This window comes from Pseudarthrobacter sp. NKDBFgelt, assembly GCF_046097905.1.
GTDB lineage: Bacteria > Actinomycetota > Actinomycetes > Actinomycetales > Micrococcaceae > Arthrobacter > Arthrobacter polychromogenes.
The window spans coordinates 1-26,027 of the sequence record NZ_JBJURL010000026.1; the positions used below are offsets into that span (position 1 = coordinate 1).

21 protein-coding genes are annotated in these 26,027 nt (G+C 64.8%); 11 read left to right on the top strand and 10 right to left on the bottom strand.

The genetic code is table 11. The features are described 5' to 3' along the window. Positions 1-209 precede the first annotated feature (209 nt). Positions 210-1,760, bottom strand: a complete 1,551-nt coding sequence (locus ACKAE7_RS09050) for a PucR family transcriptional regulator ligand-binding domain-containing protein (protein ID WP_408978985.1) — start codon at positions 1,758-1,760, stop codon at positions 210-212. 109 nt (positions 1,761-1,869) lie between these two features. Here ACKAE7_RS09050 and ACKAE7_RS09055 point away from each other — a divergent pair, with 109 nt between their 5' ends. The 4 genes from ACKAE7_RS09055 (at position 1,870) to ACKAE7_RS09070 (ending at position 6,341) form a co-directional block, all read left to right on the top strand. Further along, complete coding sequence (locus tag ACKAE7_RS09055) at positions 1,870-3,393, top strand: cytosine permease (protein ID WP_190614105.1); 1,524 nt, start codon at positions 1,870-1,872, stop codon at positions 3,391-3,393. Positions 3,394-3,411: 18 nt separating this feature from the next. Continuing rightward, positions 3,412-4,368, top strand: a complete 957-nt coding sequence (locus ACKAE7_RS09060; protein ID WP_190614103.1) for a polysaccharide deacetylase — start codon at positions 3,412-3,414, stop codon at positions 4,366-4,368. 218 nt (positions 4,369-4,586) lie between these two features. Then, positions 4,587-5,018: a translesion error-prone DNA polymerase V autoproteolytic subunit gene (locus ACKAE7_RS09065; protein WP_190614100.1), complete on the top strand. Its 432-nt coding sequence runs from the start codon at positions 4,587-4,589 to the stop codon at positions 5,016-5,018. A gap of 24 nt (positions 5,019-5,042) precedes the next feature. Further along, a complete protein-coding gene (locus ACKAE7_RS09070) occupies positions 5,043-6,341 on the top strand; it encodes a Y-family DNA polymerase (protein WP_408978986.1) in 1,299 nt (432 codons plus the stop codon). A 41-nt stretch (positions 6,342-6,382) separates the two neighbouring features. On the opposite strand, the gene ACKAE7_RS09075 is transcribed toward ACKAE7_RS09070, so the two are convergent. Next, positions 6,383-6,820 (bottom strand): SRPBCC domain-containing protein, encoded by a 438-nt coding sequence (locus tag ACKAE7_RS09075; RefSeq protein ID WP_408978987.1) that lies wholly within the window; start codon positions 6,818-6,820, stop codon positions 6,383-6,385. Positions 6,821-7,088: 268 nt separating this feature from the next. Between ACKAE7_RS09075 and ACKAE7_RS09080 the strand changes: the two genes are divergently transcribed. From ACKAE7_RS09080 to ACKAE7_RS09110, 7 genes are all read left to right on the top strand, one after another. Then, complete coding sequence (locus ACKAE7_RS09080) at positions 7,089-8,276, top strand: ABC transporter substrate-binding protein (RefSeq protein ID WP_408978988.1); 1,188 nt, start codon at positions 7,089-7,091, stop codon at positions 8,274-8,276. A gap of 303 nt (positions 8,277-8,579) precedes the next feature. Then, positions 8,580-9,599, top strand: a complete 1,020-nt coding sequence (locus ACKAE7_RS09085; RefSeq protein ID WP_190614093.1) for a VOC family protein — start codon at positions 8,580-8,582, stop codon at positions 9,597-9,599. 6 nt (positions 9,600-9,605) lie between these two features. Further along, positions 9,606-10,553, top strand: coding sequence for a fumarylacetoacetate hydrolase family protein (locus ACKAE7_RS09090; protein WP_190614091.1), 948 nt, complete (start codon positions 9,606-9,608; stop codon positions 10,551-10,553). Next, a complete protein-coding gene (locus tag ACKAE7_RS09095) occupies positions 10,550-11,557 on the top strand; it encodes a cyclase family protein (protein ID WP_321201512.1) in 1,008 nt (335 codons plus the stop codon). Before ACKAE7_RS09090 ends, ACKAE7_RS09095 begins: the two co-directional genes overlap by 4 nt. A gap of 63 nt (positions 11,558-11,620) precedes the next feature. Further along, on the top strand, positions 11,621-12,745 hold the full coding sequence (locus ACKAE7_RS09100) for an FAD-dependent monooxygenase (protein ID WP_190614088.1): 1,125 nt from the start codon (positions 11,621-11,623) through the stop codon (positions 12,743-12,745). Further along, positions 12,742-13,824 (top strand): amidohydrolase family protein, encoded by a 1,083-nt coding sequence (locus tag ACKAE7_RS09105; protein ID WP_408978989.1) that lies wholly within the window; start codon positions 12,742-12,744, stop codon positions 13,822-13,824. The genes ACKAE7_RS09100 and ACKAE7_RS09105 overlap by 4 nt, the downstream gene beginning before the upstream one ends. Before the next feature lie 12 nt (positions 13,825-13,836). Beyond that, entirely contained in the window at positions 13,837-14,835 is a 999-nt protein-coding gene (locus ACKAE7_RS09110) for a fumarylacetoacetate hydrolase family protein (protein ID WP_190614084.1), read from the top strand. 44 nt (positions 14,836-14,879) lie between these two features. Here ACKAE7_RS09110 and ACKAE7_RS09115 read toward each other — a convergent pair whose 3' ends face one another. The 8 genes from ACKAE7_RS09115 to ACKAE7_RS09150 all read right to left on the bottom strand — a co-directional run bounded on the left by ACKAE7_RS09115 (position 14,880) and on the right by ACKAE7_RS09150 (position 25,959). Then, positions 14,880-15,848, bottom strand: a complete 969-nt coding sequence (locus ACKAE7_RS09115; RefSeq protein ID WP_190614082.1) for a LysR family transcriptional regulator — start codon at positions 15,846-15,848, stop codon at positions 14,880-14,882. Between the two features lie 90 nt (positions 15,849-15,938). Then, the gene (locus ACKAE7_RS09120) at positions 15,939-17,711 is read right to left on the bottom strand and encodes a glycoside hydrolase family 3 protein (protein ID WP_408978990.1); all 1,773 of its coding nucleotides are present in this window, start codon (positions 17,709-17,711) and stop codon (positions 15,939-15,941) included. Beyond that, positions 17,708-19,510 (bottom strand): beta-glucuronidase, encoded by a 1,803-nt coding sequence (uidA, locus tag ACKAE7_RS09125; protein ID WP_190614080.1) that lies wholly within the window; start codon positions 19,508-19,510, stop codon positions 17,708-17,710. Before uidA ends, ACKAE7_RS09120 begins: the two co-directional genes overlap by 4 nt. Positions 19,511-19,523: 13 nt before the next feature. Then, positions 19,524-20,624 (bottom strand): LacI family DNA-binding transcriptional regulator, encoded by a 1,101-nt coding sequence (locus ACKAE7_RS09130; protein ID WP_190614078.1) that lies wholly within the window; start codon positions 20,622-20,624, stop codon positions 19,524-19,526. Further along, positions 20,621-21,532, bottom strand: a complete 912-nt coding sequence (locus ACKAE7_RS09135; RefSeq protein WP_321201510.1) for an ATP-binding cassette domain-containing protein — start codon at positions 21,530-21,532, stop codon at positions 20,621-20,623. The genes ACKAE7_RS09130 and ACKAE7_RS09135 overlap by 4 nt, the downstream gene beginning before the upstream one ends. Beyond that, positions 21,529-23,394: an ATP-binding cassette domain-containing protein gene (locus tag ACKAE7_RS09140; RefSeq protein WP_190614075.1), complete on the bottom strand. Its 1,866-nt coding sequence runs from the start codon at positions 23,392-23,394 to the stop codon at positions 21,529-21,531. Before ACKAE7_RS09140 ends, ACKAE7_RS09135 begins: the two co-directional genes overlap by 4 nt. Further along, on the bottom strand, positions 23,391-24,332 hold the full coding sequence (locus tag ACKAE7_RS09145; protein ID WP_190614072.1) for an ABC transporter permease: 942 nt from the start codon (positions 24,330-24,332) through the stop codon (positions 23,391-23,393). The genes ACKAE7_RS09140 and ACKAE7_RS09145 overlap by 4 nt, the downstream gene beginning before the upstream one ends. Positions 24,333-24,417: 85 nt before the next feature. After that, complete coding sequence (locus tag ACKAE7_RS09150) at positions 24,418-25,959, bottom strand: ABC transporter substrate-binding protein (protein WP_190614070.1); 1,542 nt, start codon at positions 25,957-25,959, stop codon at positions 24,418-24,420. Between the last annotated feature and the right edge of the window lie 68 nt (positions 25,960-26,027).

The window sequence follows — 26,027 nt, forward strand, 5'->3', positions numbered from 1 at the left end:
GGTTTCCCCGGCACCTACCAGCCCCAGGTGACAACACTCTCAGGATCATCGATCAACAGAGGGTCGCAATCATGCCCAGGACCGGCAGGCCAGCACACCCTCATCCTGCAACAGGAAACGGGCTACGAAAAAGGTAACGAGGGTCGGCCGGAAGCCGACGTTAAGTGCGAGAGCGTCGCCAAAAAAGGGGCATCAAGTGAGAGAGCGTCCTAGTCGGAGTGCATGGCAGCGAGGCGGCTGGCCAAGTGGAGTGCGGCAAGGCGGCCGGTACTGCGGGGGTCGCCGCCGCAAAGGGAGAAGATCCGTTGCAAACGCTGGTGCATGGACTGCCGCTCCAGGTGCAGTTCCCGCGCAGCCTGGGCGGTATTGCAACCGGAGTCCAGCCACACCCGCAGCGTTTCGGCCAGCTGCGAGCGGCGCTGCGCATCGTAGTCAAGGACGAATCCCAACTGCTGGCGCACAAAATCCTCGCGCCTGGCCGCATCCAAGGAATGGAAGGCCATCCGTTCCACCGCAAACGCCTCCGCGTCGAGCGCCCCAGTGGTGAGCCGCGCCCCGGACGGGCGCAGTTCATTACGGGCTCCAATATCCAGGGTCAGCCGCGCCTCGGCCAGCGACCAGGGTGCCGACGAAATCCCCGATGCCACGGGGCCTACCGCGCTGATGCTGCCCTCGGGCAGTTCGAGCGTCCGGAGCCCGGCCAGGATCTCGCTCCGGTCCTCCTGCGCTTTTCCGGTCCGCAACGCCGCGAGCGCCAGCAGTTCCTCGTTATCCGCATAGCTGGCACTGTGCCGGCCCACCCGGTCCAGCAGCTGCTCCACTGAGGTTCGCAACTGCCGGGAGCCAGGAGAACGGACCACAACCGCCACCAGCTGCGCGGCCGGAGGAATCCCCGCAGCCGGGGCGAGCTGCTGGAGCCGCCAGTTTTGCGTACCGGCATCAACGGCGCGGATCAGTGCGGCACCCGCCATCTCCTTCAGGCCGGGCGGCATGCGCTGCAGCAGGGCCAGTACCAGAATGTACACCGAGCGGTTCCCGGCAATCCTTGCCAGGTTCACGTCTCCTCCCTCCAACGTGCGGAGGCTCAGACGCGCTGAAGGGATGCCCCGCACGGACACGTCAATATTGGTGGTGCGTGCCCTGTCCTGGTCGGTCTCCACCGATGGGGCCGGGCCGCCGCCCCCGGCATAGTCGGCAGGCAGTGCACTCGCCAGCGGAGCCCCCGCGTTGGATGTCAGGGCAACTTCCGCGCCGGTAGCGTCAGCAAGGACAGCCAGGATCCGGTCAAGGCTGCCGCCGTGGGCCAGCTCCACCGCCATGGCATGGCTTGCCCGGTCAGCCAGCTGCAGGTGCGCAGCCGACTCGCTCACCAGCAACGAATTGATGGCTTCCATGACGCCCACGAACGGCACCCTTTTGCGCAGCTCTATCAACGGAAGTCCGGCAGCTTCAGCCGCTCCCACCATGGACGAAGGAATGGACGGCAGGGCGGTACCTGTCTCGATGGCCAGTGCGGCCACTCCACGTTCCGCCAGCTCCCAGATGTAGCCGATACGCCGCTTATCCGTCGCCGCGGCCAGCGCCTGGCCGCCGGTGAGCAGCAGTTCTCCGCCGCCAAGTAACGGTGCGATGTCCAAGACCTCACTCGAGTGGATCCAGCGCAGCTGCGTTTGGGCCGCAATCGCCGCCGCTGCGCGGATTACTGGATCCGCGGGTGTGAGGGTGGAATGTTTCAAAACATCCTGCAGCCGTATTGGCATGACACTCCGTCAAGTAGAAGGCAAATCTTCACGACACATTGTATGTGGTGGTTGTGGCATGAGCCACATAATCTGGATCTATCCCTTTCACTTACTGGAGGCTTTCCCCATGCAAGACAACCTCTCCACGAAGCAGTCTGGGCCGGCAATGGCGCCGGCCGAAGACTGCGAAGCCTGGCTCCAGCCCATTCCCGAGTCCCAGCGCACGCACAAGGTTTCAGGCCAGTTCTGGATCTGGGCCGGCGCCAACCTCGCCCCCATCAACTGGGTGCTGGGTGCCCTCGGAATCCACCTGGGGTTGGGTTTCGCGGACACCGTCACCGTCCTGGTCCTGGGCAACCTGATCGGCATGCTGCTCTTTGGCTGCTTCGTCCTGCTGGGCCAGAAGACCGGCGCCACCGGCATGGTCCTGGCCCGGGCCGCCTTCGGCCGGCGCGGAAACTACCTCCCCGCAAGCATCCAGGCCCTCCTGGTGATCGGCTGGTGCGCCGTCAACACCTGGATCATCCTGGACCTGGTGATGGCACTGTTCGGAACGCTCGGCTGGGTGGATCCCACGGCACAGAACTATGCCTGGAAGATTGCTGTGGCCACAGGGATCATGGCCACCCAGGTGGCCATCGCCTGGTTCGGCTACAAGGCAATCGCCGCCTTCGAAAAGTGGACCGTCCCGCCCACCATCATCATCCTGGCCGTCATGTCCGCTGTGGCCTGGTTCGGCATGAAGATCGATTGGGCCTACGCCGGCCCCGCGGGCAACATCCTGGAAGGCTCCGAGCGGATCGCGGCCATGAGTGCCGTGATGACGGCAATCGGCATCGGCTGGGGCATCACCTGGTTCACATACGCCGCCGACTACTCCCGCTTCGTCAGCACCGAAGTCCCCAAGAAGAAGGTCTACCTGGCCTCCGTCCTGGGCCAGTTCATCCCGGTCGTCTGGCTCGGCGTCCTGGGTGCGAGCCTGGCCACCAACAGCGGTGAAATCGACCCCGGAAAGCTCATCGTCCAGAACTTCGGCGTCCTCGCGCTGCCCGTCCTGCTGATGGTGCTGCACGGCCCCATCGCCACCAACATCCTGAACATCTACACCTTCTCGGTGGCCACCCAGTCACTGGACATCACCATCAGCCGCCGCAAGCTGAACCTGTTCGTCGGCGTCTTCTCGCTGATCGCCGTCGTCTTCTTCATCTTCCAGGAGGACTTCGCGGCGGTCCTGGACGCCTGGCTCATCGGCCTGGTGGCCTGGGTGGCCGCCTGGGGCGGCGTCATGCTGGTGCATTACTTCTGGATCGAGAAGCGCTGGCCCGGCAACCCCGCACGGCTGTTCGACGGCGTCGGCACCAAGCGGCTGCCCGGCGTCAACTGGGCGGGAGTCACCTCCCTCCTGGTAGGCATCTTCGCCACCTGGCTGTTTATGTACGGCCTCGTTCCCGCCATGCAGGGCCCCTTCGCCGTGGCCATGGGCGGCTTGGACCTGTCCTGGCTGGCTGGCGGGCTGGCGAGCGCCACGAGCTACGCCATCCTGGGTCCGAGGGTTCACCGCAAGTTCCTCGAATCCGCCCCGGCCGCCAGTGCCGACGCCCAGCCATCTGCAGCCGTGGCCAGCGTCCCCGCCCAGCCTGCAGCCCTCTAAGCCCTAGGACTTTCCGCCATGACCTTTGAAGCATTCCCGGATTCCGCCCACCCGATCACCTGGCCCGAGGGCAAGCAGGCGGCAGCCTCCTTCACCTTCGACGTCGACGCCGAATCCTGCACCATCGCGCACGATCCCAAGAGCACCAGCCGGATGTCCCTCATGACCCACCAGTCCTACGGGCCCAAGGTGGCAGTTCCCCGGCTGCTGCAGATCCTCCAGCGGCAGGACATCCGCGCCACGTTCTTCGTCCCCGGCTTCACGGCCGAGTGCTATCCGGACACCGTCCGGCGCATCGTGGATGCGGGGCACGAGGTGGCGCACCACGGCTACCTGCACGAGCCCATGCAGGGTATCGACGCTGAGACGGAGGCGCGCTACATGGACCGCGGCCTGGAGGCGCTGGCCAAGGCAGCTGGGGTGGAGCCGGTGGGCTACCGGGCGCCGTGGTGGGAACTGAACTGGCATTCCCCGGCCCTTCTGGCGGACCGCGGATTCCTCTACGATTCGAGCCTGCTCGACGGCGATGCCCCCTACCGCTTCAGCGTCGCCCCGGGCGACTCCCGGGACATCGTGGAGATTCCCGTGGACTGGGCGCTGGACGACTGGGAGCAGTACGCGTTCTACCCCGGCGTCACCGGCAGCGGCGTCATCGAAAGCCCGGCGAAGGTCCTGGAGATGTGGACGCTGGAGGCGGAGGCACACCACGCGCAGGGCAGCTGCTTTGTCCTCACCAACCATCCGTTCATCTCCGGCCGGCCCTCCAAGGCCGTGGCGTTGGAACGGCTGATTGAACGGGTCAAGGGGATGGACGGCATGTGGGTGGCCACCATGGAGGAGATCGCGGAGCACACCCGCCGGACGGTTCAGGAAGTCCACACCCACGCCCGCATCCAGGTGCCCTCCTTCCCGGACACCGGGGCGAAGTTCACGCCGTCGGTGGTCCGGGAGTCACGGCCCGCCGTCGCCGGCTGACTTAGCCACAATTAGACGAGGAGTGGTGCTGCCCAGCTGGGCAGCACCACTCCTGTGTTTAATGGGCGTCGCCGTCAGGTGCGGCAGCGCTGCTGTCTGTCAAGGCACGACGGCGGCCTTCACCATTGCGTCCCACCCTGCAGTACGGAGGGGATGGCTTTGTCAGAGGCAGGGGCTACACTGAAGTAATCGAACATATATTCGAATAAAGGTGTGTTGTGGGCGTTATTATCGGTCCCCGCGTGATAGATGCGGGCGCCTCATTGTTCTCGGTGCTGATCTCGCCGGTGCCCGTCGCCGCAGGGTTTCCGTCACCGGCGCAGGACTACTTTGATGGGCGGATCGACCTGAACGCCCACCTGATCAAGGACATCACCAGCACCTTTGTTGTCCGGGTGACGGGAGACTCCATGGAGCGCGCCGGCATCAGTGACGGTGACGAGCTGATCGTCAACAGGGCCCTGGAAGCAAAGGACGGGTCCGTGGTCATCGCCGTACTGGACGGGGAACTGACTGTGAAGCGCCTGCGCCTGACTGCCACGGGAGTGGTGCTGCAGGCGGAAAATCCAAAGTATCCGGACATCAAAGTGCCTGCCCTCTCGGAGCTGACCATCTGGGGCGTGGCCACCAGGTGCCTGCACCATGTCTAGCCGGCGCCGTCTTCCGGCACGGCCATGAGCAAGCCCGCCATCATGCGGCAGATGCCGCAGATCGCCCACGTGGACGTCAACTGCTTCTACGCCTCGGCGGAACGTGCCTTCGATCCTTCGCTGGAGGGCAGGCCTCTGGTGGTGCTCTCGAACAATGACGGCTGCGCCGTGACCCGCTCCCCCGAAGCGAAAGCCCTGGGCATTGCCACCGGCGAGCCATGGTTCAAACTCGCGCCCCGCGCGAAGGAATGGGGGCTGGTGGCCAAGTCCAGCAACTACGAGCTCTACGGGGACATCAGCGCCCGGGTCATGGAGCTGCTCGGCAGGTACTCGGCGTGGCTGGAGGTTTACAGCATCGACGAGGCCTTCCTCGGGGTGAAAGGTGAGCCGGAGCAGCTGCTGGCTCTGGGCAGGACCATGAAGAACGCCGTCCGCCGCAACGTCGGCGTGCCGGTATGTGTTGGAATCGCACCCACCAAAACGCTGGCCAAGTTGTGCAACAAGTGGGCCAAGAACAACCCCGCGTTTGGCGGGGTATGCCACTGGGACAGCGTTCCTGCTGCCGTGCGGGAGCAACTGCTGGCACGCCTGTCCGTCGAGGAAATCTGGGGCATCGCCGGCCGCCTGGCCGGGCGCCTGAACGCAATCGGCATCCACACCGTCCTGGACCTCGCCCGCGCCGAGCCCGTGGCCATCCGGGACAAGTTCTCGGTGGTGATGATGCGCACCGTCCTGGAGCTCAACGGGACACCCTGCATCCCCATGGAGGAGGAACGCCTGGGCCGGGACCAGCTGATCTTCTCGCGTTCCTTCGCCACCCCGGTCACCACCGCTGCCGGGCTGCGGCAGGTCCTCAGCATCTACGGCCAGAATGCGAGCGCGCGGCTGGCCAAACATGGGCTGCAGGCGAAAGTCCTCACGGCATTCGCCGGCACCTCGCCCTTCAGCGGACAGGAACAGTCCTATCCGTCGGTGTGCGTCCCGCTGCCGATGCCCACAGCGGACCCGCTCCTGCTCACCAAGGCGGCGCACGCCCTGCTGCCCAACATCCGCGAAGGCATCCGGTACGCCAAAGTGGGGCTCATGCTCACGGACCTGCGGCCCAGCGGCAACCAATCCCCGCTGGAACTGTTCGAGAACCGGCACGAGGAACGCCGCATCGGCACCCTCCTGGAAGACGTGAGCAGCCGCTTCGGACGCGGCTCCATTGGCCTGGGCCACGGCGGGATCAAAACGGGCCTGGACTGGACCATGAAACGGAACATGCGCTCGCCCCGCTACACCACCCACTGGGACGAACTCCCGCTCGTCAAAGCCGCCTAAACGGATGTTGCCTACGCCGCCCGGGCGCCCAGCGCCGTAGGTTAGACCCGAGCTTCGGCGAGGTCCTTGAGTTTGGCGAGGGCCACGGGCCAAGTGTCATTCAGCATGGCCGCCCACTCGTCCACGCTGTCAAGCTCCACCTCGACCCTCGTCACCCCGTCAGCTTCGGTGAATGAATAGTTTTCGTGGGCTCCGATGAATTTCTTCGCCGCATCGCTTGTCCTGTCCTCCACACCATCGACGATCTGGCCGAGATATCGCAGGGAGACGAACTCATGCGGCCGGCAGTCCTCAACTGTTGCGATCATCCCTCCCACGGACCCCTCACCGTCCGGGCCGAGGAATCGAATCTCGCTGCCCGTGTTCCAGTCGCCCTCATAGAAGGAACCTGTCTCGCTGAAGGCACTCGTCCATTCCCGGTACGTGGCGTCATCGAGCATCGTTGCCCAGACCGTTTGGGCGGGAGCCTTGATATTCACCTCAAATTTCAGCTTTTCCATGCCTGATCGTACGTCCGCTTCGGCACCCGGAAACAGGCCCGAGTGACCGGCAACCTATGGGGACTCATTGCACAGGGGCGCTCCTTCGGGCGCACTGGAAAAAGACGTCCCGCGACGTTTCTTGTCGCTGTGCTACGCCTTGTTGAGCCCACGCGACCTCCCGTGAACGCCCGCTACGGGAATGATTGTGGCGCTGCCGGGCGCTCCGTAATCTCGTCTCAGCATCCGCCCCAGCAAAGGAACTCCAGTGTCAGATCCGTCCAGCCAGAGGCCCAAGAGCCCCCAGACCCAGCAAAGCTCCACCCGGATCGTTGCCGGACAGTCCGCCGCTCCCAAACGGCCGCTCGGCCTTAAGGTAGGCATCGCCGTCGGCATCCTTGCCCTCATTGGTGGGGGCGCCGCCGTCGCCTCCGCCGTGACCGGCGGGACCTCCGCGGCAGTGCAGGAGACCGCCCCCGCCGGCAACCCCGCCGCGGAACTCAAGCTTGGATACTTCGGCAACGTCACCCACGCCCCCGCCCTGGTGGGGGTAAGCCAGGGCTACATCGCGGAGGAGCTCGGCAGCACCAGGCTCGGCACCCAGGTGTTCAACGCGGGCCCGGCCGCGATCGAGGCCCTGAACGCGGGCGCCATTGACGCCACGTACATTGGCCCGAACCCCGCCATCAACTCGTTCGTGAAGAGCGGCGGCGAATCGGTGAACATCATCGCCGGCGCTGCAGCCGGCGGCGCCCAGCTGGTGGTCAGGCCGGAGATCAGCTCCGCAGCGGACCTAAGGGGCAAAACGCTTGCCTCCCCGCAGCTCGGCGGTACGCAGGACGTGGCCCTCCGGTCCTGGCTCGCGTCGGAGGGGTACCAGACCAACGTGGACGGCAGCGGCGACGTTGCCATCAACCCCACGGAGAACGCGCAGACGCTGAAGCTGTTCCAGGACGGAAAGCTCGACGGCGCGTGGTTGCCTGAGCCGTGGGCCTCACGCCTGGTGCTCACTGCCGGAGCCAAGGTCCTGGTGGACGAAAAGGACCTGTGGGACGGCTCGCTGTCCGGCAAGCCGGGCGAGTTCCCCACCACCATCCTGATTGTCAACCAGAAGTTCGCCGCCGACCACCCGGACACTGTGAAAGCGCTGCTCAAGGGCCACGTGAAGTCAGTCGAGTGGCTGAACAGTGCGGCCGATGGCGAAAAGGCCAGCGTCATCAACGCTGCCCTCAAGGAAGCCGCGGGCGCCGAGCTGAAGGCCGACGTCATCGACCGCTCGCTGAAGAACATTGTGTTCACCGTGGACCCGCTGGCCGGAACCTATGGGAAGCTCCTGGCCGACGGCGTGGCTGCCGGCACCACCAAGCAGGCCGACATCAGCGGCATCTTCGACCTCACCGCGCTCAACGGCGTAACGGGCGAGAAGACCTCGGCTGCGGGGCTGGGGAAGGAGTAGGGGCAGCGGGTTTTCAGGTCCCCGCCGAAACGCTCTCGCAGTTACTGCATCATTTTGGCCATCGCTCTCTCACTTTCCCCTGGAGAGTGAGAGAGCGATGGCGATTAACCTGCATCAAGTGAGAGAGCGTCCTGGGCAGGAAAACAGGTGCCCGGCCACAGCCGTTTCGGGGGCATGCAGGTATCAGCGGAACGGATACCTGATATCAAGAACCTCGTCTTCCCCAAATATATGAAGTGCCTCACAGTAGTTACAGGACCTGCAGCAACCAGTACCGCAGCCAGTAACCAGAAGGACTTCAACGTGGAAACTCCGCTCTCCCATCTTGCCCACCTCGAGATCACCACCCCGGACGTCGAAGCCTCGGCACGGTTCTACGAGGAAAAGTTCGGCATGCGCATCATCGACCGAGTGGACGGCAACGTCTACCTGCGCTGCTGGGGCGACTACTACCGCTACAGCCTGGTCATCACCGAAGGACCGGAAGCGTCCCTGGGGCGCATGGCCTGGCGTACCACCTCCCAGGCAGCCCTTGAAGCCGCAGCCCAGCGCATCGAAGCAACCGGCGTCCAGGGCACCTGGACCGCAGGCGGCCACGGCTACGGCAAGGCCTACGAGTTCACCGGCCCCTACGGCCACCACATGCGCCTCTTCTTCGACGTCGAGAAGTTCGTGGCCGAGCCCGGCTTTGAATCCACTTACCCGGACCGTCCCGAGCGCCGCAGCAGCCACGCTGCCGCACCCCGCTTCCTGGACCACGTCACCGTAGCCTCCTCCGATGTCCGCGGCTTCGCCAAGTGGTACAACGAGGCACTGGGCTTCCGCGTGATGGCGTTCACCGAACTCGACGAGGCCCCCATCACCGTGTTCTCGGTCCTCACCACCAACGAGAAGTCCCACGACCTTGGGGTGGTCCTGGACACCTCCAGCCGTGCCGGCCGCGTGAACCACGTCGCGTTCTGGGTGGACACCCACGAGGACCTGCTGCGCACCGCGGACGTTCTCATGGAGAACGGCACTCCCATGGAGTACGGCCCCTCGATCCACGGCATCGGCGAACAGAACTTCCTCTACTTCCGTGAACCGTCCGGCCTGCGTGTGGAGCTCAACTCCGGCGGCTACCGCAACTATGTTCCGGACTGGGAGGCCAACACCTGGAAGCCGTCGGAGGGCTCCAACAACTTCTACAAGAACGGTGCAATGCCGCACTCCATGACGGAATCGTTCCCGCCGGCCGAGGGTTTCACCGCCACGGAGGAGGGCGCTTCCCCGGAGATGAAGGAAGCCCTCCTGAACCCGTACTCCAAGCAGGGCCGGGGCTAAAGGACAATGACCGAAACACAGTATGCCCTGGTCCGGTTCCAGGAAGCCGGCGACAGCAAGGCCCGCGTGGGCCTGCTGGTGGAAAACCGGGTCCTGCCGCTGGACGGGGACATCAACTCCCTGATCGAGCACTGGGACACCACCGAAGGCCAGTTGGACTCCCTGGCCGCCACTGCCGGCAAGGACACCGGCCTGGCGGCGGCCGACGTCGAAATCCTTGCCCCGGTTGAGCCTGCGCAGGTACTGCAAACCGGCGCTAACTACCGCAAGCACGTGATCGACCTCGCCGCAGCGCACCGCGAACCGGGCGAGGACGAGGAGGATGTGCGCGCCAAGACGGCGGCCATCATGGACAAGCGCGCGGGCCAGGGCACGCCGTACTTCTTCATCGGACTTCCGACGGCGATCGCGTCCGCCACGGACGACCTCACCCTGCCCTCCTACAGCAAGTCCCACGACTGGGAACTTGAACTGGCAGCGGTGATCGGCAGGACGGCGTTCCGCGTCACCCCGGAGGAGGCCCTCGGGTACGTGTTCGGCTACACCATGGTCAACGACATCACCACCCGCGAATATGTGTTCCGCAAGGACATGCCCGCCATCGGCTCGGACTGGTACCGCGCCAAGAACGCCCCGGGCTTCCTGCCCGCCGGACCCCTGCTGGTACCCGCCAAATTCTTCGGCGACCCGCAGGACGTCCAGGTGACGCTGAAGCTCAACGGCAAGGCCATGCAGGACGAATCCACCTCGGACATGATCTTCGGCGTGGCCAAACTGGTCAGCGAAGCGTCGCAGATCATGCCGCTGCGCCCGGGCGACCTGGTCCTCACCGGCAGCCCTGCCGGCAACGGCGCTCACTGGGGCCGCCTGCTCCAGGACGGCGACGTTATGGAAGGCACCATCACCGGGCTCGGCACCCAGCTGATCCGCTGCAAGGACGAGGTCCAGCCGTGACAGCCGATGCGGTGGAAGAGCAGCTGATCCAGCGCGGGGATCCGCTGGCAAGCATCACGGCGGCCGCCTACAGGTACAACAATTGGGGCCGCTGGGGCGAAGACGATGTCTTGGGCACTCTGAACTTCATCGATGCCGCAAAACGTGTGGAAGCAGCAGCGCTGGTTCGCACCGGCGAAGCATTCTCGCTGTCCCAGCCCTTTGATACCAACGGGCCCCAAAAGGGCTGGCGGCGCCGTACCAACCCCGTCCACACCATGACGGACACCGGAGTGGACGCGGAACGCGGAAACCAAGGTTTCCCGCACGGCATCGGCGGCGCCGATGACGTGATCGCCATGCCGCTGCAGTGCTCCACCCAGTGGGACGGGCTGGGCCACATCTTCGACCGTGGCAAGGCCTGGAACGGCCGCGCCGCCGGGGACGTCGTGACCTCCGAAGGTGACCTGGTCACGGGCATCGAGACCGCAGCTGCCAAAATCGTCAGCCGCGGAGTGCTGCTGGATGTTGGCAGGGCGCTCGGACCGGAGCTCGGAAGGCTCGACGGTGAACTGCCGGACGGCTTCGCCATCACCCCCGAGCACCTGCACCGGACCATCGAACTCCAGGGGCCCAGCGCGAAGGTTGGGCGGGGGGACATCGTGGTAATCCGCACAGGGCAGTACTCCAGGACCCGCCGCGAAGGCTGGGGCGACTATGCCGGCGGGCCGGCACCCGGGCTGTCCTTCCGCACGGCCCCGTGGCTGCACGGAAGCGAAATCGCCGGGATCGCGACGGACACTTGGGGTTTCGAGGTCCGTCCCAACGAATTCGACGACGCCTTCCAGCCCCTCCACCAGATCGCCATCCCCAACCTCGGGCTGTTCCTGGGCGAAATGTGGGACCCGGACGCACTTGCCGCAGCCTGCGCAGCGGACGGCCGGTACGATTTCTTGCTGACGGCCGCCCCGCTTCCCATCACCGGCGCCGTCGGTTCCCCCGTCAACCCGATTGCCCTCCGGTAGCGATCACATCAACAGCCGCAAACCACCACGAGCAGTAACGCCGTCAATACAAAGGAGTCAGCGATGGCAGCAGTACAGAACGTCGGAATCGTCGGGGCGGGAGCCGCGGGACTGACCGCAGCCATCCTCCTGGCCGACGCCGGAATCCACGTGGAAGTGCTTGAGAGGGCCGACGCCCCACAGACGCTCGGATCCGGAATCACCCTGCAGGGGAATGCCCTTCGGGTCCTGCGCCAGCTCGGCGTCTGGGAGCAGATCGAGGCGAAGGGTTATGCATTCAGCACCCTTGGGCTGCGGGCTCCGGACCCTGCCGGCACCGTCGTTGCAGTCCTGGACGACATGCGGACCGGCGGCGACGACCTGCCGGCCACCCTGGGCATGTACCGCCCCGACCTGACCGCCATCCTCCGGGACCGGGCGGAGCAGGCCGGCGCCCGGATCAGTTACGGCAAGACCCTGACCGGAATAACGGACGACGGCGGCTCCGTCACCGTGGGCACCGCCGACGGCAACACAGCCCGCTACGATCTCCTGATCGGCGCCGACGGCCTGCACTCAGCCGTACGTAAAGCCATCGGCATCGACATTGAACCCAAGTCCACCGGGATGGGCATCTGGCGTGCCTTCGTGGAACGTCCCGCCGACGTGGTCCGCACGGACCTCACCTACGGTGGCCCCTGCTTCATCGCCGGCTACTGCCCCACCGGCCCGGACACCATCTACGCCTACCTGGTGGAGCGGGCGCAGGAGCGCCGGCACGAGGACGGCCCGCGGATCATGTCCGAACTTGCCGCGGCCTACGGCGGACCGTGGAATGAGATCCGCTCGAACCTGGACCACAGTGCCCGCATCAACTACACCTGGTTCACCACGCACTTGGTGGATGGGCCCTGGAACCGTGGCCGCACCGTGATCATCGGCGATGCCGCCCACAGCTGCCCGCCCACGGTGGCCCAGGGGGCTGCCATGGCGCTCGAGGACGCGGCCGTGCTCGCCGAACTGCTGATCAAGGCCGACGAGGTCACCGAAACTGTCTGGAAGGAGTTCACTGACCGCCGGCTGGACCGGGCCAAGGCAGTGGTCAACGCGTCCGTCCAGCTGGGCCAGTGGATGCTGGACGGTGTCCGCGACGCCGATGTCCCGGGTTTGGTGCATTCGGTGTCCGTCATGGTGAAGGAACCTGCATGAGCAACAGCTTCATCCTCGAGGCGTCCAGCCCTACCGTGGACGTCCACGCCCACGTCCTGCTTCCGGCCCTGCAGCAGATGGTCGCCGAAGCCGACCCCGAGGGCTTCGGGGCCCAGCAGTCGCTGGAGGTGCTGCGCCACGGGGCTGATTCCATGGCCATCTCAGGCCGGATGGTCAGAGAGCGATGGCCGCAGCTGACAGACCTCGACCGCCGGCTTTCGGACATGGATGCCCAAGGCGTGGACGTGCAGCTGGTCTCGCCGTCGCCGTCGCACTTCTACTACTTCGCGGGGGAAGGCCTGTCGCTGCAGGTGGCGAAGGCCGCCAACCAGGCAGTGCGGGAGTTCGTTGACCGCGCCCCGGAACGCCTCAACGGCCTGGGCCTGGTCCCGCTCCAGCACCCCGCACTCATGGTGGAGGCACTGGAGCACGCGGTCCTGGAGTGCGGGCTGCTTGGTGTGGAAATCGGATCATTCGCGGCTACTCCCGGAAGTCCGGAACGCAGCACCGTTGAATTGTCCGATCCGCGGCTGGAACCGTTTTGGAGCCGGGCAGAGGAACTGGGCGCTCTTATTTTCCTCCATCCGTTTGGTTGCTCCCTTGATGAGCGGCTGGACCGGTTCTACCTTGCCAACACTGTCTCCCAGCCCGCAGAAAATGCGGTTGCCCTGTCCCACCTCATCTTCAGCGGGGTCCTGGACCGGCACCAAGGACTGAAGGTTCTGGCCGCGCATGGCGGAGGCTACCTTCCCACCACCCTCGGCCGCTCGGACCATGCCTGGAAGGTCCGGCCGGAGGCACACGGCTGCGCCAAGCCGCCGTCGTCGTACCTGAAGAAGCTCTACTTCGATTCCCTGGTCCACAGCGCCGGTGAGCTGCGGGCACTGGTGGCGGCAGCGGGCCCGGAGCAGGTGCTCCTCGGCTCGGACTACCCGTTCGACATGGGCTCCGAGCGCCCTGTTGCCGAGGTCATCGGGGCGCAGCTTTCCGCGAAGGACGAAGCCAGCGTGCTGACCGGCAATGCTGCTGCCCTCGGCATCGCGGCGGCTGCCGCACTCTCACAACGCCCTACTGTCTAAGGAACAACTCCCATGGTGAAGATTGCACGCTGGAATTTCGACGGCGGCACGCAGTCCGGCTTCGTCGATGGCGGTAACTGCTACCCCCTGCCGGCAGGCCAGGGTGTCCAGACCCTCCTGGACGCCGGGCTGGAAGAAACGCTGGGCCTTGCCCGGGACATCATCGGGTCCAGCCCTGCCGTTCCGCTTGCGGACGTGGAGCTGCTCGCTCCGCTGGTGCCCGCCACCATCCGCGACTTTGTGACTTTTGAGGAACACGTCGAAGGGATGCGGATGAGCATCGACGGCGTGGCAGGCGTTATGCCTGAATGGTACGAGGCGCCCACGTTCTACTTCACGAACCCGCATACGGTAACCGGCACCGGTGAGGTGATCGGTATTCCGGCGGGCTGCGATGACCTGGACTTTGAAACGGAAGTGGCCGCCGTCGTCGGCCGTGTCCCGGGGAGCGACGGCCGGAACCTCACGGCAGAAGAGGCGCGCCGGCACATCTTCGGCTACACAGTGCTCAACGACTGGTCCGCGCGTGACCTGCAGCGCCGTGAGATGAAAGTCAGCCTGGGGCCGTGCAAGGGCAAGGACTTTGCCAACACCCTGGGGCCCTGGATTGTCACCGCGGACGAGTTTGAGGACCGGCACGACGCCGAAGGGTTCCTGCCGATCTCCATGGCGGTGGAGGTCAACGGGGAAGCCATCGGTCAGGACCTGCTGTCCAATATGGGGTGGCCTTTCGCCGAACTGGTGGCATACGCCTCCCAGGACTCCGTGGTCCGGCCCGGCGACGTCCTTGGCTCCGGTACCTGCGGCAGCGGCTGCCTCGGCGAACTCTGGGGACGTAACGGCGCAAAGACTCCCCCGCCGCTGAAGACAGGCGATGTTGTCCGCATGACAGTGGAAGGCATCGGCAGCATCGAAAACACCGTCGGTGACCGGCGCGAGGCCGTGACCCGGGTGGCTGCACGCGTCCGTCCGCGCAACCGGACGGTCTACCCGGCTCCGGCCGGATCCTAGCTGGCAGTCATCACGAACCACTCCTCAGCACCGCGAGCGCAGGCCTACGGGGTAGTGTCCAGGGCGCGGACGGTCACAGGGTGGGTTGAAATCGGGAAGAGCTCGTGCAGCTTTGAGCAGGCACGCTGGACCACGGAGCGCAGCCACACACTGGCCGGGTCCTCCGTCTGGGAAGGGTGCCAGTACATGGCTTCCACCAGGGACGCGTCTACATCGTCCGAGACCTCCAGCACCACGATGTCCGCGCCGCGCTGTGCCCTCGCTGCCAGCATCCGCGGCACCAGGGCCACGAGATCCGTACCTTCGACCAGCAGCGGCAGCGACAGGAAGCCGGCCACCACCGCCGCCACTCGCCGCTGTATGGCGCGGGTCTCGAACAGTTTGTCGGCAGGTGTGCTGATCCCCTCACCAAAGTAGCCGACGGCGTGGGGCACCGTAGTCAGGTCCGCCAGGGTGAGCCTAGGCTGCTGCAGCAGGGGGTTTCCGGCGTCAGCTATGGCCACGAAGCTGTCGCGGAACAACTGCTTGCTGGCACCCTGCAGTTGGTAGCCCATGGGTCCGACGAGCAGATCGATTCTGGAATAGTCGGCCATCTGGCCCAGGATGCCGGACTTGGCTGCTGTGGGTACGATATCTACCGACACACCCGGCGCCTCCTGGCGGAGGATTCCCCGCAGTGGGCCCACAATCAGTGCTGCGGCGTAGTCCGACGCGGCGATGATGAACTCCCGCTCGCTGGTATCCGGATCAAAACCGGACCGCACGCGCGAGGCCCGCTGGATATGAATCATGGCCTCATCAACCAGCGGGACCAGCGACTGCGCAAACGGCGTGAGGTCGTACGTGCGGCCATTCCTTACCAGGAGGTCGTCATCGAAGTGGCGGCGGAGCCTGGCCATTGCCGCGCTGGTGGCCGGCTGGCTGAGCTGGAGCCGCTCCGCTGCCCGGGAGATGTTCCGCAATTCCAGCAGGACCTGCAGCTGGGGCAACAGGTTGAGGTCCAGGTTCTTCATACCCACAGGTTATCCGGCCCCACCTTTCGTCCCTCCAGTGGCAGGCTCGCAGCGTCAGCGTCTGGGATGTAGTCGTTCATGGGCAAGGCCTCAGCTTTTCAAGCCGGCCCATCCTGCGAGGCCGTGGCCGTACGGGTAGAGAGGGTCTGCTGAACCCCCCGGAACATCACTCTGCGCTTCCAGAACTGCCTGGGTTGATCGGGGAAGCTCAAAGGGAAGGCGGCCTTCGGGCACGGCCTTTCCGGTCAGCACCCGCGTGAGGGCTTCGTCTGATACTCCGAACGTGGCCAGTATGGCGGAGCAGTGTGGTTCCAGCGGAGTGAGGATCGCGGGGCGGTCCAGGTTGGCCACCAAGACCAGGGGCGCCTGCCCGGCAAGCTCTTTCAAATGGGAGGCCACGGCGTCGTCGAACTCGAGGCTTCCCGCATGGAACATCGCCTCGAGGAACCGCTCGTTCCGCGGCTCGTAGGGAGCGTCCAGGCGGACGATGGCAAGGTCAGCCTCTGCCGGAGACGCGACAACGGACGCGCCGCAGGATTGGATGGCATCAGCTGACAGGCCTTCAAGATACACCCGCATGGACGTTCGGAGGGGAAGGATTCCTTCGGTGGTTTTGATGACGACCACCGACCGGCTTTGGGCCTTCAGTCCTTCCTCACGGAACGCGGCGTTACCCACCAGGACTTCAGCAGCATCCTCATCCACATAGCGGTCATCGAAGAGGCCCAGCTCGAACTTGACCCGCAGCAGACGTCGCACGGACATGTCGATGCGCTGCGTTGATATGCGCCCGGCCCTAACCAAGTCAACGAGAATCTCGGGGCACGACTCACCACCGAACTGGTCGCAGCCGGCGTCGATTGCCTTGATCATTCGCTCTTCGACAGAGAGGTGCTCCACGCCCCAGGCCCGGGCCGGCAACGTCATGCCAAAGACATGGGAATCGTGCAGAAGCCCCCAGTCGGTGCACACCACGCCGTCGTAGCCCAGTTCGTCGCGGAGCAGCTTGGTGATGATCTGGCGGTTGAACCCGAAACCTACTTCCTCTATCGCTTCGCCATCACGGCTGAGGCCGACGGGCATGCCGTAGTACGGCATAATCGCACTGGTCCCGGCGTTGATGGCGTCCCGGAAAGGGAGCAGGTGGTCCTCGAATCTGCCGCCGGGGTAGACCTGCTCCCGCCCATAGGGGAAGTGGGGGTCTTCCCCGTCTTTTTGGGGCCCGCCGCCAGGGAAATGCTTGGTCATGCACGCGACGCTCTGGCGGCCCAGTGCATGACCCTGAAACCCTTCCAGGTACGCGGCGGCCAGCTTCCCCGTCAGCCCGGGATCCTGGCCAAAGCCGCTGTACTGCCGGGCCCAACGAGGTTCCGTGGCCAGGTCCACGGTGGGATGCAGCGCTGCACGCAGGCCCACGGCAAGGTACTCCTGCCGGGCGGTGTCAGCGAACCTCCGCACGGTTTCCGGATCCCGGAGCGCGGCTAGGCCGATGGGCTCGGGCCAGGCCGAGAAAAAACCGGCGGCAAATGAGGCGCCCTCATTTTCCGCGAAGGCATGCCGGGGGTCGGTGGAGACCGTAATTGGAATGCCGAGCCGGGTGTGCGAGGCCAGTTCCTGCATTTGGTTGTGCCAGCGTGCTGCAGTGCGGGCGTCCGGCAACTGATGGACGTTGAAATGGCTGATGAAACCCTCAGTGACCTGTCCCTGCGTTTCGCCGTCTACGCCCGCGACTCCGATGGAGATGACGTGGAACATTTGTCCGGCCTTCTCTTCCAGCGTCATGCGGGTCAGCAGGTCTTCGACCCGTTCACTGACCGGACGCGTTGCGTCACGGTAAGCGGGTTTGGTGTTTGTCGCTGTCACTGGCTGTCCTTCTTGCCTGCCAGCGCCGTCCAGCGCTGGCGCAGGGCGTAGGCGGCCGGTTTGGGCCGGCGGTCACGGGTGAAAACTCCCTTTTTGTTTCCGTCCACGCGCCGTACCCCGTCGGAAGTCTGGAAGTCAGCGAAATTCCATACGTGTTCACCCACCATCGCATCAATGCGGTCGAAGACGCGCTGGTACATGGCAAGGAAGGCCGTCTGGTATTCCTCGCTCCAGGGCTGCTCGTAAATGGAGTGCAGGCCGGTCATGGTGTCGGCGCCGTACTCGGTCATGATCATGGGCTTCCCGTAGGCGTCTTCCCAGGTACGGAGTTCAGCTTCCAGCAGGACTTCCGCGTTCTCCAGGTCACCGGTGTTGGTGTACCAGCCCTGGTAGCGGTTAAGCATGATGACATCGAAAAGGTCTCCCAGCTTTTCCTTGCCAACGGGATCGAATATCAGGTTGACGTAGCCAACAGGGCGGCTCGGGTCCAGCTCGCGCGTGAGCTGGGCAAGGGGTTCGTAGTACTCGCGGGCGCCTTCCTCCGAGGCGTTGGGCTCGTTGGCGATGGACCAGAGAACCACGGAGGGGTGGTTCTTGTCCCGGTCTACGAGTTCTGTGATGGCCTGGCGGTGGTTCGCAGCAGTCTTTGCGTCCACCGCGCCCTCCTCATAAGTCTTCTGGGGCAGGCCCCCGAAGGCGGCAGCGAAGCCGTGGTTCAACCCAACCGCGGCTGTTTCGTCGATGACCACAATGCCGTGTCGGTCCGCGAACTCCAGGAACTCCTCGGCGTACGGGTAGTGGGACGTTCGGAAAGAGTTCGCCCCTGTCCATTTCAGCAGTTCGAGGTCATTGACCATCTGGGCGTTGCTGTGGCCCTTGCCGATGGTGACGTGGTCCTCATGCATTCCAAAGCCGGTGAAGTAGAACGGCTCGCCGTTGATCAGGAATTCGGCCCCGCTGACTTCCACGGTGCGTACGCCGACAGGCAGGGTATAGGTATCCAGCAGCTGGTCCCCGTCACGCACGTCGGCAGTAAGGCTGTACAGGTAGCCGGCACCCGGTTGCCAGAGAACGACGTCGCTGATCGTCAGGGTGCCGTCAGTTCCGTCCCGCCGGGCTACTTCGGCGCCTGAAGCATCCCGGAGCGTGATGGTGACAGCTTCGGTGCCGGACCCGCCACGTACGGCGACGCTGAAGTCGACGCTGCCGGTGTGGCCTTCAAAGCCGGTAACAACCGTGATGTCGTCGACTGTCACGGCGGGTGTGCTGTAAAGCCAGAGGCTGCGGTGCAGGCCGGCGTAATTGTAGAAGTCGTGGAAGTAGGCCTGCTTCCTGCGGCCGTCCTCCCCCACAGTGATTTTGCCGGGCGGGATGGTCGCCTGGGTCAGTTCGTTATTCACAGCGACGGTGAGCCGGAAAGCCCTGCCGGGAGTTACATGGTCGGTGATGTCCGCGCTGAAGGGCGCGTAGCCGCCAACGTGCTCGGCAACGAGTGCGTCATCTACCCAGACCATACCCTCATGCGTGGCTGAGTCGAGCCGCAGGTGGATGCGCTCCCCCGCCCAACCGCGGGGCACACGCACTTCGCGCTGATACCAGACGTAACCCACGTGGTCCCGGATTGCCTTGTCCGGGAACACGTCGTTGTAACTGCCGGGCACGCCCATTTCCAGGCCGGTTTCAAGGGGTTTCTTGAACCATTCCTGGCTATGTCCGGTGCGCTCGGTGTCCACCTTGAACCGGTACAGGCCGTCCAGGTTGACCAGTTCACGGGTGCTGTTCGCTTGGGGTTTTAGCAAGTTCTTGTCCTTTTCATAGTGTTGGAGCGCCCCGAAGGGCACTCGCGCCCGTCAGAGCGGAAGAGTGGTGGGGGCGCCGCGCGGCAGGCATCAGCCGTCCGCTGGAGCCGCGACGGATCAGTTCGGTCTCAACATGCACCAGAGAGGACTTCTCCTCCGGTTCCCTGTCGAACATGTCCAGCAGGAGTGCCGCCGCGGTGGTGCCGCAGCTCGCCAACGGTGAGCGAACGGTTGTCAGGGGCGGGGTGGTGAAGTCTGCCCCGAAGATGTCGTCAAAGCCGACAATGCTGACCTGGTCAGGTACCACCACTCCCGCCGCCTGGAGTTCCTGCATCAGTCCGATGGCGAGGAGGTCGTTGTACGCCATAACTGCAGTCGCTCCGGTGGACAGGACTTCCCGCGCAACCCGGCGTCCGCCGTCCACTGTGGGTTTGGCCGTTTCCAGCCGGACTGCCTCCAGCCGGGACCAGTCGCAGGCCTCTTGAACGCCTTCCCAGCGACGGACCGACATCCATGATTGCTGCGGGCCAGCCAAATAGGCGATTTTGCGATGTCCTTGTTCGGCCAAAGCCCTGACAGCGGCGCCGATTCCGCCGTTGACATCCGGGACGACACAGGAAACACCTTCAACTTCGCGGTTGATGACGACGAGCGGTTTGGTGCGGGCGAGCATCCGGATGTTGTCATCGTCCATGCGGGGGCTTGCCAGTATCAGTCCGTCCACGGTGGCCTGCATCCTCAGCGCGGCCTTCAGCTCGGTGGCTGGAGATTCGGCCGACTCGGCAATCATCATGGTGTAGTTCCGGGTGATCGCCGTCGATTGGGCGGCGCGAATTATGTCGAAGAACGTGGGGTTGGTGATGTCTGTAAGAATCAGTCCGAGCGTTTCGGTGCGGCCTGTGCCCAGCGCCCGCGCGTAGGGGTTCATCTGGAATTGCAGTTCCTCTGCTGCGTCCTGGATGACTTTTTGGGTCTTGGCGCTGACGCGTCCTGGTTTGTTAAGTGCGCGGGAAACCGTCGACGGATTGACGCCGGTGGCTCTGGCGATGTCGTAAATTGTCGGCTTCGATCTAGCCTTGCCTGTCGCGTTGTCGGTTCCCGGTTGCATGCTCATGCTGGGAGAGCCTGTTCGTTTTGTTCCCGTTGGGTTTCGAGGAGCCGGTGGCGGTCGGCGCGGCGTTGTTCCTGGCGGTCCGGGTCCGGTACCGGGGATGCGAGGAGCAGGCGCTGGGTGTAGGGGTGTTCGGGGTTGGTGGTGACGGCCCGGGCGGGTCCTTGTTCGACGATTTCGCCCCGGTACATGACGGCCACGCGGTGGCTGATGTGGCGGACGACGTCCAGGTCGTGGGAGACGAAGAGGTAGGAGACGCCGGTGTCTTTTTGGATCTGCAGGAACAGGTCCAGGACGCGGGCCTGGGTGGAGAGGTCCAGGGCGGAGACGGGCTCGTCACAGACGATCAGTTTCGGTGCGAGGGCCAGGGCGCGGGCGATCGCGACGCGTTGGCGCTGCCCGCCGCTGAATTCCCGGGGCAGGCGGTGGATCGCGTCGGCGGGCAGGCCCACCTGGTCCAGGAGTTCCTTGACCCGTTTCTTCGCGGCGGCTGGTTCCATGCCCTGCACGCCGAGGGGTTCAGCGAGGATGTCGCCGATTTCCAGGGCCGGGTTCAGGGAGGTGTAGGGGTCCTGGAAGACCACCTGGAGGTCCCGGCTGAGTGTTCGGCGTTCTTTGCGGGTGGCGTGGCTGATGTCCTTGCCCTCGAAGATGATCCGCCCGCCGGTGACCGGTGCCAGGCCCAGGACGGCGCGGCCCAGGGTGGTTTTGCCGGAGCCGGATTCCCCCACCAGGCCCAGGGTTTCGCCCTGGCCGATGCTGATGTTGATCTCCGTCAGGGCACGGAACGGCCGGGAGCGCCAGCCCTTGCCCGGGTACTCCACCACGAGGTCCTCCACCCGGAGCAGCCCTGCGCCGCTGGTTCGTTCATCCGGTGCGCTCGTTCCGGTGGTGGCCGTGTGGGCGGTCATGAGGAGGCTCCGTCCGGGGTGGCGGTGACGAGCATGGTCATGGGCTCCTTGCCCTCGAGCATCGACCCGAGCAGGGTCCGGGTGTATTGCTCTTTCGGGGTGGACAGGATCTCCCGGACCGGTCCTTCCTCCACGAGCCTGCCGTTCTGCATCACCACCACGCGGTCGCAAAGGTCGGCCACCACGCCGAAGTTGTGGGTCACCAGGATCACCCCAACGCCCAGGCGGGCCTGCAGGTCACGGATGAGGTCCAGGACCTCGGCCTGGACAGTCACATCCAGGGCGGTGGTGGGTTCGTCAGCGATGATCAGGTCCGGTTCGCAGCTGATCGCCCCAGCGATGAGGACGCGCTGGGCCATGCCGCCGGAGACCTCGTGCGGGTAGGCGCTGAAGGTCCGGTCCGGGTTGGTGATCCCGACGTCGGCCAGCAGCTTCAGCGCGCGGCGCTTCGCTTCGGCCTTGGAGATCCCCAGGACCCGCACCATGGGGGTAACCAGCTGGTAGCCGATGGTGAACGCCGGGTCCAGGTTGGACATGGGCTCCTGCGGGATATAGGAGATCCGCTTGCCCCGGAGCTTGGAGAGCCTTTCCTGGTTGACCTTCTCATCCCCCGGGGCCACGGTGTAGTTCCCGTCGAACTGGATGGAGCCTGCCACGATCCGGGCGGTGTCCGGGAGCAGGCCCAGGATGGAGAACGCCGTCTGGGACTTGCCGGAGCCGGACTCGCCCACGATGCCCAGGATCTCCCCGCGGTCCACGTGGAAGGAGACGTCATCGACCACCTTCTTGACGGAACCGTCCGCTTGCGGATATCCGACGCCGAGGTTGGTGACCTTCACCAGGTGGTGCTCGGTCCCGGCCTCCACCGCAGCCACGGACCGCCGGGACGTGCCCACCCTGCCGGGGGCCGCCGTCGTGGTTGCTGCCGGTGCTGCCTTTTTCCTGTGCTTGATCTTGTCCCCGTCTTCGAGGGCGTCGCGGATGGCGTTGCCCAGCAGGACCAGCGCGCCGATGGTCAGCGCCATGGCGAACGCGGGCCAGAAGAGCAGGGTGGGGGTGAGGTAGACGTTCTTGAAGCCCTCGGACAGCATCACGCCCCAGGTTGCCTTGGCCGGGTCCCCCAGGCCGAGGAACTCCAGCCCGGATTGGATGGCGATGGCCACACCGGCGATCGCTGCCGTCTGGATGATGATCGGGGCCCGGACCACGGAGAAGATGTGCCGGGCGATGATGCTCGCATCCGAGAGCCCGGAGACCCTCGCTGCGTCGACGTAGAGTTCGTTGCGGACCGACTGCACCGCTGACCTGGTCAGCCGGAAATAGGACGGGCTGATCAGGATCCCGAACGCGATCATCGCGATCCACACCGAGGGCCCGAACGCTGCGCGGATGGTCAGCAGCACGATCAGGCCCGGCAGGCTCATGAGGATACTGACCACCCAGTTCGATACGGCCTCGAACCTGCCCGCGTAATAGCCCGCGACCAGCCCGGCCGGCAGTCCGATGCCGATCGCTACCGCCGCGCACAACAACGCCGACAGCAGCGTCAACCGTGCCCCGAACAACAACCGGCTCCAGACATCGCGGCCGGAACTGTCCGTGCCCAGGATGTTCACCTCGTCCGGGGCGGCAAGGGTCTTGGAGATGTTGGCGAAGTTCTCATCAAAGGGGGCCAGGACATCAGCGAACACCGCCAGCAGGGCCATGCCCAGCAGGATGACCATCGCAATAATGCCCAGCGGGTTCCGGAACAGGCGCTTGAGGACCGTGGACCGGACCACCGTCCCGGACTGGCCCGTTCCCGTGCCGCCGGCAGTGCCGGGGGCGGGGGTCAGGGCTGAGGTTTCAACGGACTCGGTCACGAGGCACGCACCTTCGGGTTGAGCCAGCCGTTGAGCAGGTCAACGATGAGGTTGACCACGATCACCACGGCGACGGTGTACATAACAACGCCCATCACCACGGGCTGGTCACTCTGCACGGTGGCCGCCACCGCGAGCGGACCTATCCCCGGCAGGGCAAAAATGGACTCCAGGATCACCACACCGCCCAGCATCCCGATCAGCTGCAGGCTCAGCACGGTCAGCCCCGCCGGTGCAGCGCTGCGCAGGACATGCTTGAAAAGGATCTCCCCTTCCTTGATGCCGCGGCTGCGGAGGGTACGGACGTAGTCGCGCTCCAGCTGCTTGATCACAGCACTGCGGATCTGCTGGGCGCCGCCGGTCACACCATTGATCAGGAGCGCAATCACCGGCAGGGTCAGCGAAAGCACCCACGCCTCTGCCCCCGCACCGGGTGAGATCGTGCTGGTGGCCGGAAACATTCCCAACTGGATCGCCAGGACGGTCACCAGGATGACGCCGATAACAAACCCCGGAATCGAGTCCCCGATGATCGCACCGACCTGGACCACACGGTCCACCCAGCCCCGCTTCACCGCCGCGGCGACGCCGATGAGGGTGGCAATGATGGCAATAAGGATCATGGCGGTGAACACCATGACCATGGTCACGGGAATCCGCGTGGCCAGTGCATTGGCAACAGGTTCAGACGTGAACCACGAGGAACCAAAATCCCCCCGCAGCGCGCCAAGGACCCAATCCAGGTATCTTCCAAGGACGGGCTGGTCCAGCCCGAGCTCGGTTTCCTTCAGCGCCACCTGCTCAGGCGTGGCCTGGTCTCCGACGATGTTCCGGGCGATGCTTCCGCTGGAGGCATACAGGAGGAAGAAGGTCAACGCCGAGACGGCGAACAGGACCACAAGTCCGCTGCCGAGGCGTTTAAGGATGAATTTGATCATGGCTGGTTCTCCATTGAACTGGCGAGCGCTGGCGTTGCCCAACGGCGGCCCCTGGGGGGCCGCCGTTGGGCGGCTGCTGTGGAATCTACTTCGCGGGGGAGTAGTTGTAGATCGACGGGACGGCCTGCTGGAGCTGCGGCGTCACATTGACTTTGTCGTTGAAGTAGTACATCTGGTTGATCCGGAACAGCGGGGCAAACCACGCCTCCTCAACGAGGTACCGGTTGACTTCCTCCGCCAGCTTGTCCGCGTCCTCCCCGCCGTTCTGCACCGCATCAATCTTTGCCTGCAGCTCAGGAGTGGTGTTCTTGAACGGGTTGTAGAAGGCCGTGGTGGAAGCAAGCTGGTTGATGGCCACCCACGGTTCGCCCTGGAACAGGGAGAAGTACATGCTGGGGTACTTGCGGGCGGCGACGTCACTGGAGAAGGTGGGCCCCGACCAGGCACCGGCGTTCAAGGTGATGCCGACGTCAGCCAGCTGCTGCTTGAGGATATTGATCTGCGTTTCGAAGGCCGGAACCAGCGGAACTTCCAGGACAACTCCTGATTCGTAGCCGGCTTCCTTCAACAGGGCCTTGGCCTTCGCGGGATCGTACGGGTACTTGTCCTCAAGTTCCTCAACCCACGCCCCGCTTTCCTTGCCGAAAGGCTGGGACGTGGGCGTCCCCTCACCCAGCAACACCTGTTCCAGGATGGTCTTCCTGTCGAACGCGTGGTTGATGGCCTGCCGGACCCGCACGTCTTTCAGGGCGGGGTTCGCAGTGCCGTCACGGTCGAACAGCAGCAGCCCCTGCCAGTCCACCTCGTTGCTGGCGAGCCGCATCCCGGCGCCCTCCGCCTGCTTGCCGGTTTTCGGGTCAAGAATTGCAGCATCCACCTGGCCGGAGACCAGCGCGTTGGTGCGTGCGGTGATGTCGTTCAAAACCTTGTACGAGAACTTGGAGTACTTCTGCAGGTCCTTGTTCCAATAGCCCTCGCGGGCAGTGAAAACGGCCACCGAGTCCTTGACGGTTGACGCCTTGTCCATGACGTAGGGACCGCTGCCCACGGGCTCAGTCTTGATGGCCTCGGTTCCGAGTGCCGCGGGGCTGCCCATGAAGCCGGCCGCCTGGCTCAGGTAGTACTCAAGGGCAGGATCCGGCGCGCTGAGGTTGAGCTCCACCGTGTCCGCGTCCACCACCTTGACTTCCGAGACGGATGCAAGTTGGGACATCTGGGGACCGTTCGCCTTCTTGAAATGGTCCATGTTGGCCTTCGCCGCTTCTGCATCAAACTTCGCGCCGTCGCTAAAGGTGACGTCGGTCCGCAGATCCAGGGTAAGAACGGTGTTGGTCTCGTTATACTTCCAGTCCGTTGCCAGCATGGGGCTGAGCTTCCCATCCGGTTCGCGGAGAAGGAGCGAGTCGTAGGCGATCTGGTAGGGCTGCAGACCGTTGCCTACGTGTGCCTGCGCGGGGTCCCAAGAGCGGACATCCTGCAGCGCTCCGAGGGTCAGGGAGGTGACCGTTGGGTTCTCCGGGTTTGAGCCCTGAGTACTTCCTCCACTGGCGTTGCCGCCGCAAGCGGTCAACGCCAGTGCGGCGCTGAGGGTGATTGCGGTCGCTGCCGCCTTGGGACCTAACTTCATCGTTGGCTCCTGATTTATCGCTGATTGGTTGGTGGTGTTTGAACCGGCGATGGCACAGAAAACCTGAC

Excerpts from the sequence above, each read along its gene's own strand:
- ACKAE7_RS09050 (WP_408978985.1), bottom strand. The coding sequence starts at position 1,760 with ATGCCAATACGGCTGCAGGATGTTTTGAAACATTCCACCCTCACACCC.
- ACKAE7_RS09055 (WP_190614105.1), top strand. The coding sequence starts at position 1,870 with ATGCAAGACAACCTCTCCACGAAGCAGTCTGGGCCGGCAATGGCGCCG.
- ACKAE7_RS09060 (WP_190614103.1), top strand. The coding sequence starts at position 3,412 with ATGACCTTTGAAGCATTCCCGGATTCCGCCCACCCGATCACCTGGCCC.
- ACKAE7_RS09070 (WP_408978986.1), top strand. The coding sequence starts at position 5,043 with ATGAGCAAGCCCGCCATCATGCGGCAGATGCCGCAGATCGCCCACGTG.
- ACKAE7_RS09090 (WP_190614091.1), top strand. The coding sequence starts at position 9,606 with ATGACCGAAACACAGTATGCCCTGGTCCGGTTCCAGGAAGCCGGCGAC.
- ACKAE7_RS09100 (WP_190614088.1), top strand. The coding sequence starts at position 11,621 with ATGGCAGCAGTACAGAACGTCGGAATCGTCGGGGCGGGAGCCGCGGGA.
- ACKAE7_RS09105 (WP_408978989.1), top strand. The coding sequence starts at position 12,742 with ATGAGCAACAGCTTCATCCTCGAGGCGTCCAGCCCTACCGTGGACGTC.
- ACKAE7_RS09110 (WP_190614084.1), top strand. The coding sequence starts at position 13,837 with ATGGTGAAGATTGCACGCTGGAATTTCGACGGCGGCACGCAGTCCGGC.
- ACKAE7_RS09115 (WP_190614082.1), bottom strand. The coding sequence starts at position 15,848 with ATGAAGAACCTGGACCTCAACCTGTTGCCCCAGCTGCAGGTCCTGCTG.
- ACKAE7_RS09130 (WP_190614078.1), bottom strand. The coding sequence starts at position 20,624 with ATGAGCATGCAACCGGGAACCGACAACGCGACAGGCAAGGCTAGATCG.
- ACKAE7_RS09135 (WP_321201510.1), bottom strand. The coding sequence starts at position 21,532 with ATGACCGCCCACACGGCCACCACCGGAACGAGCGCACCGGATGAACGA.
- ACKAE7_RS09145 (WP_190614072.1), bottom strand. The coding sequence starts at position 24,332 with ATGATCAAATTCATCCTTAAACGCCTCGGCAGCGGACTTGTGGTCCTG.
- ACKAE7_RS09150 (WP_190614070.1), bottom strand. The coding sequence starts at position 25,959 with ATGAAGTTAGGTCCCAAGGCGGCAGCGACCGCAATCACCCTCAGCGCC.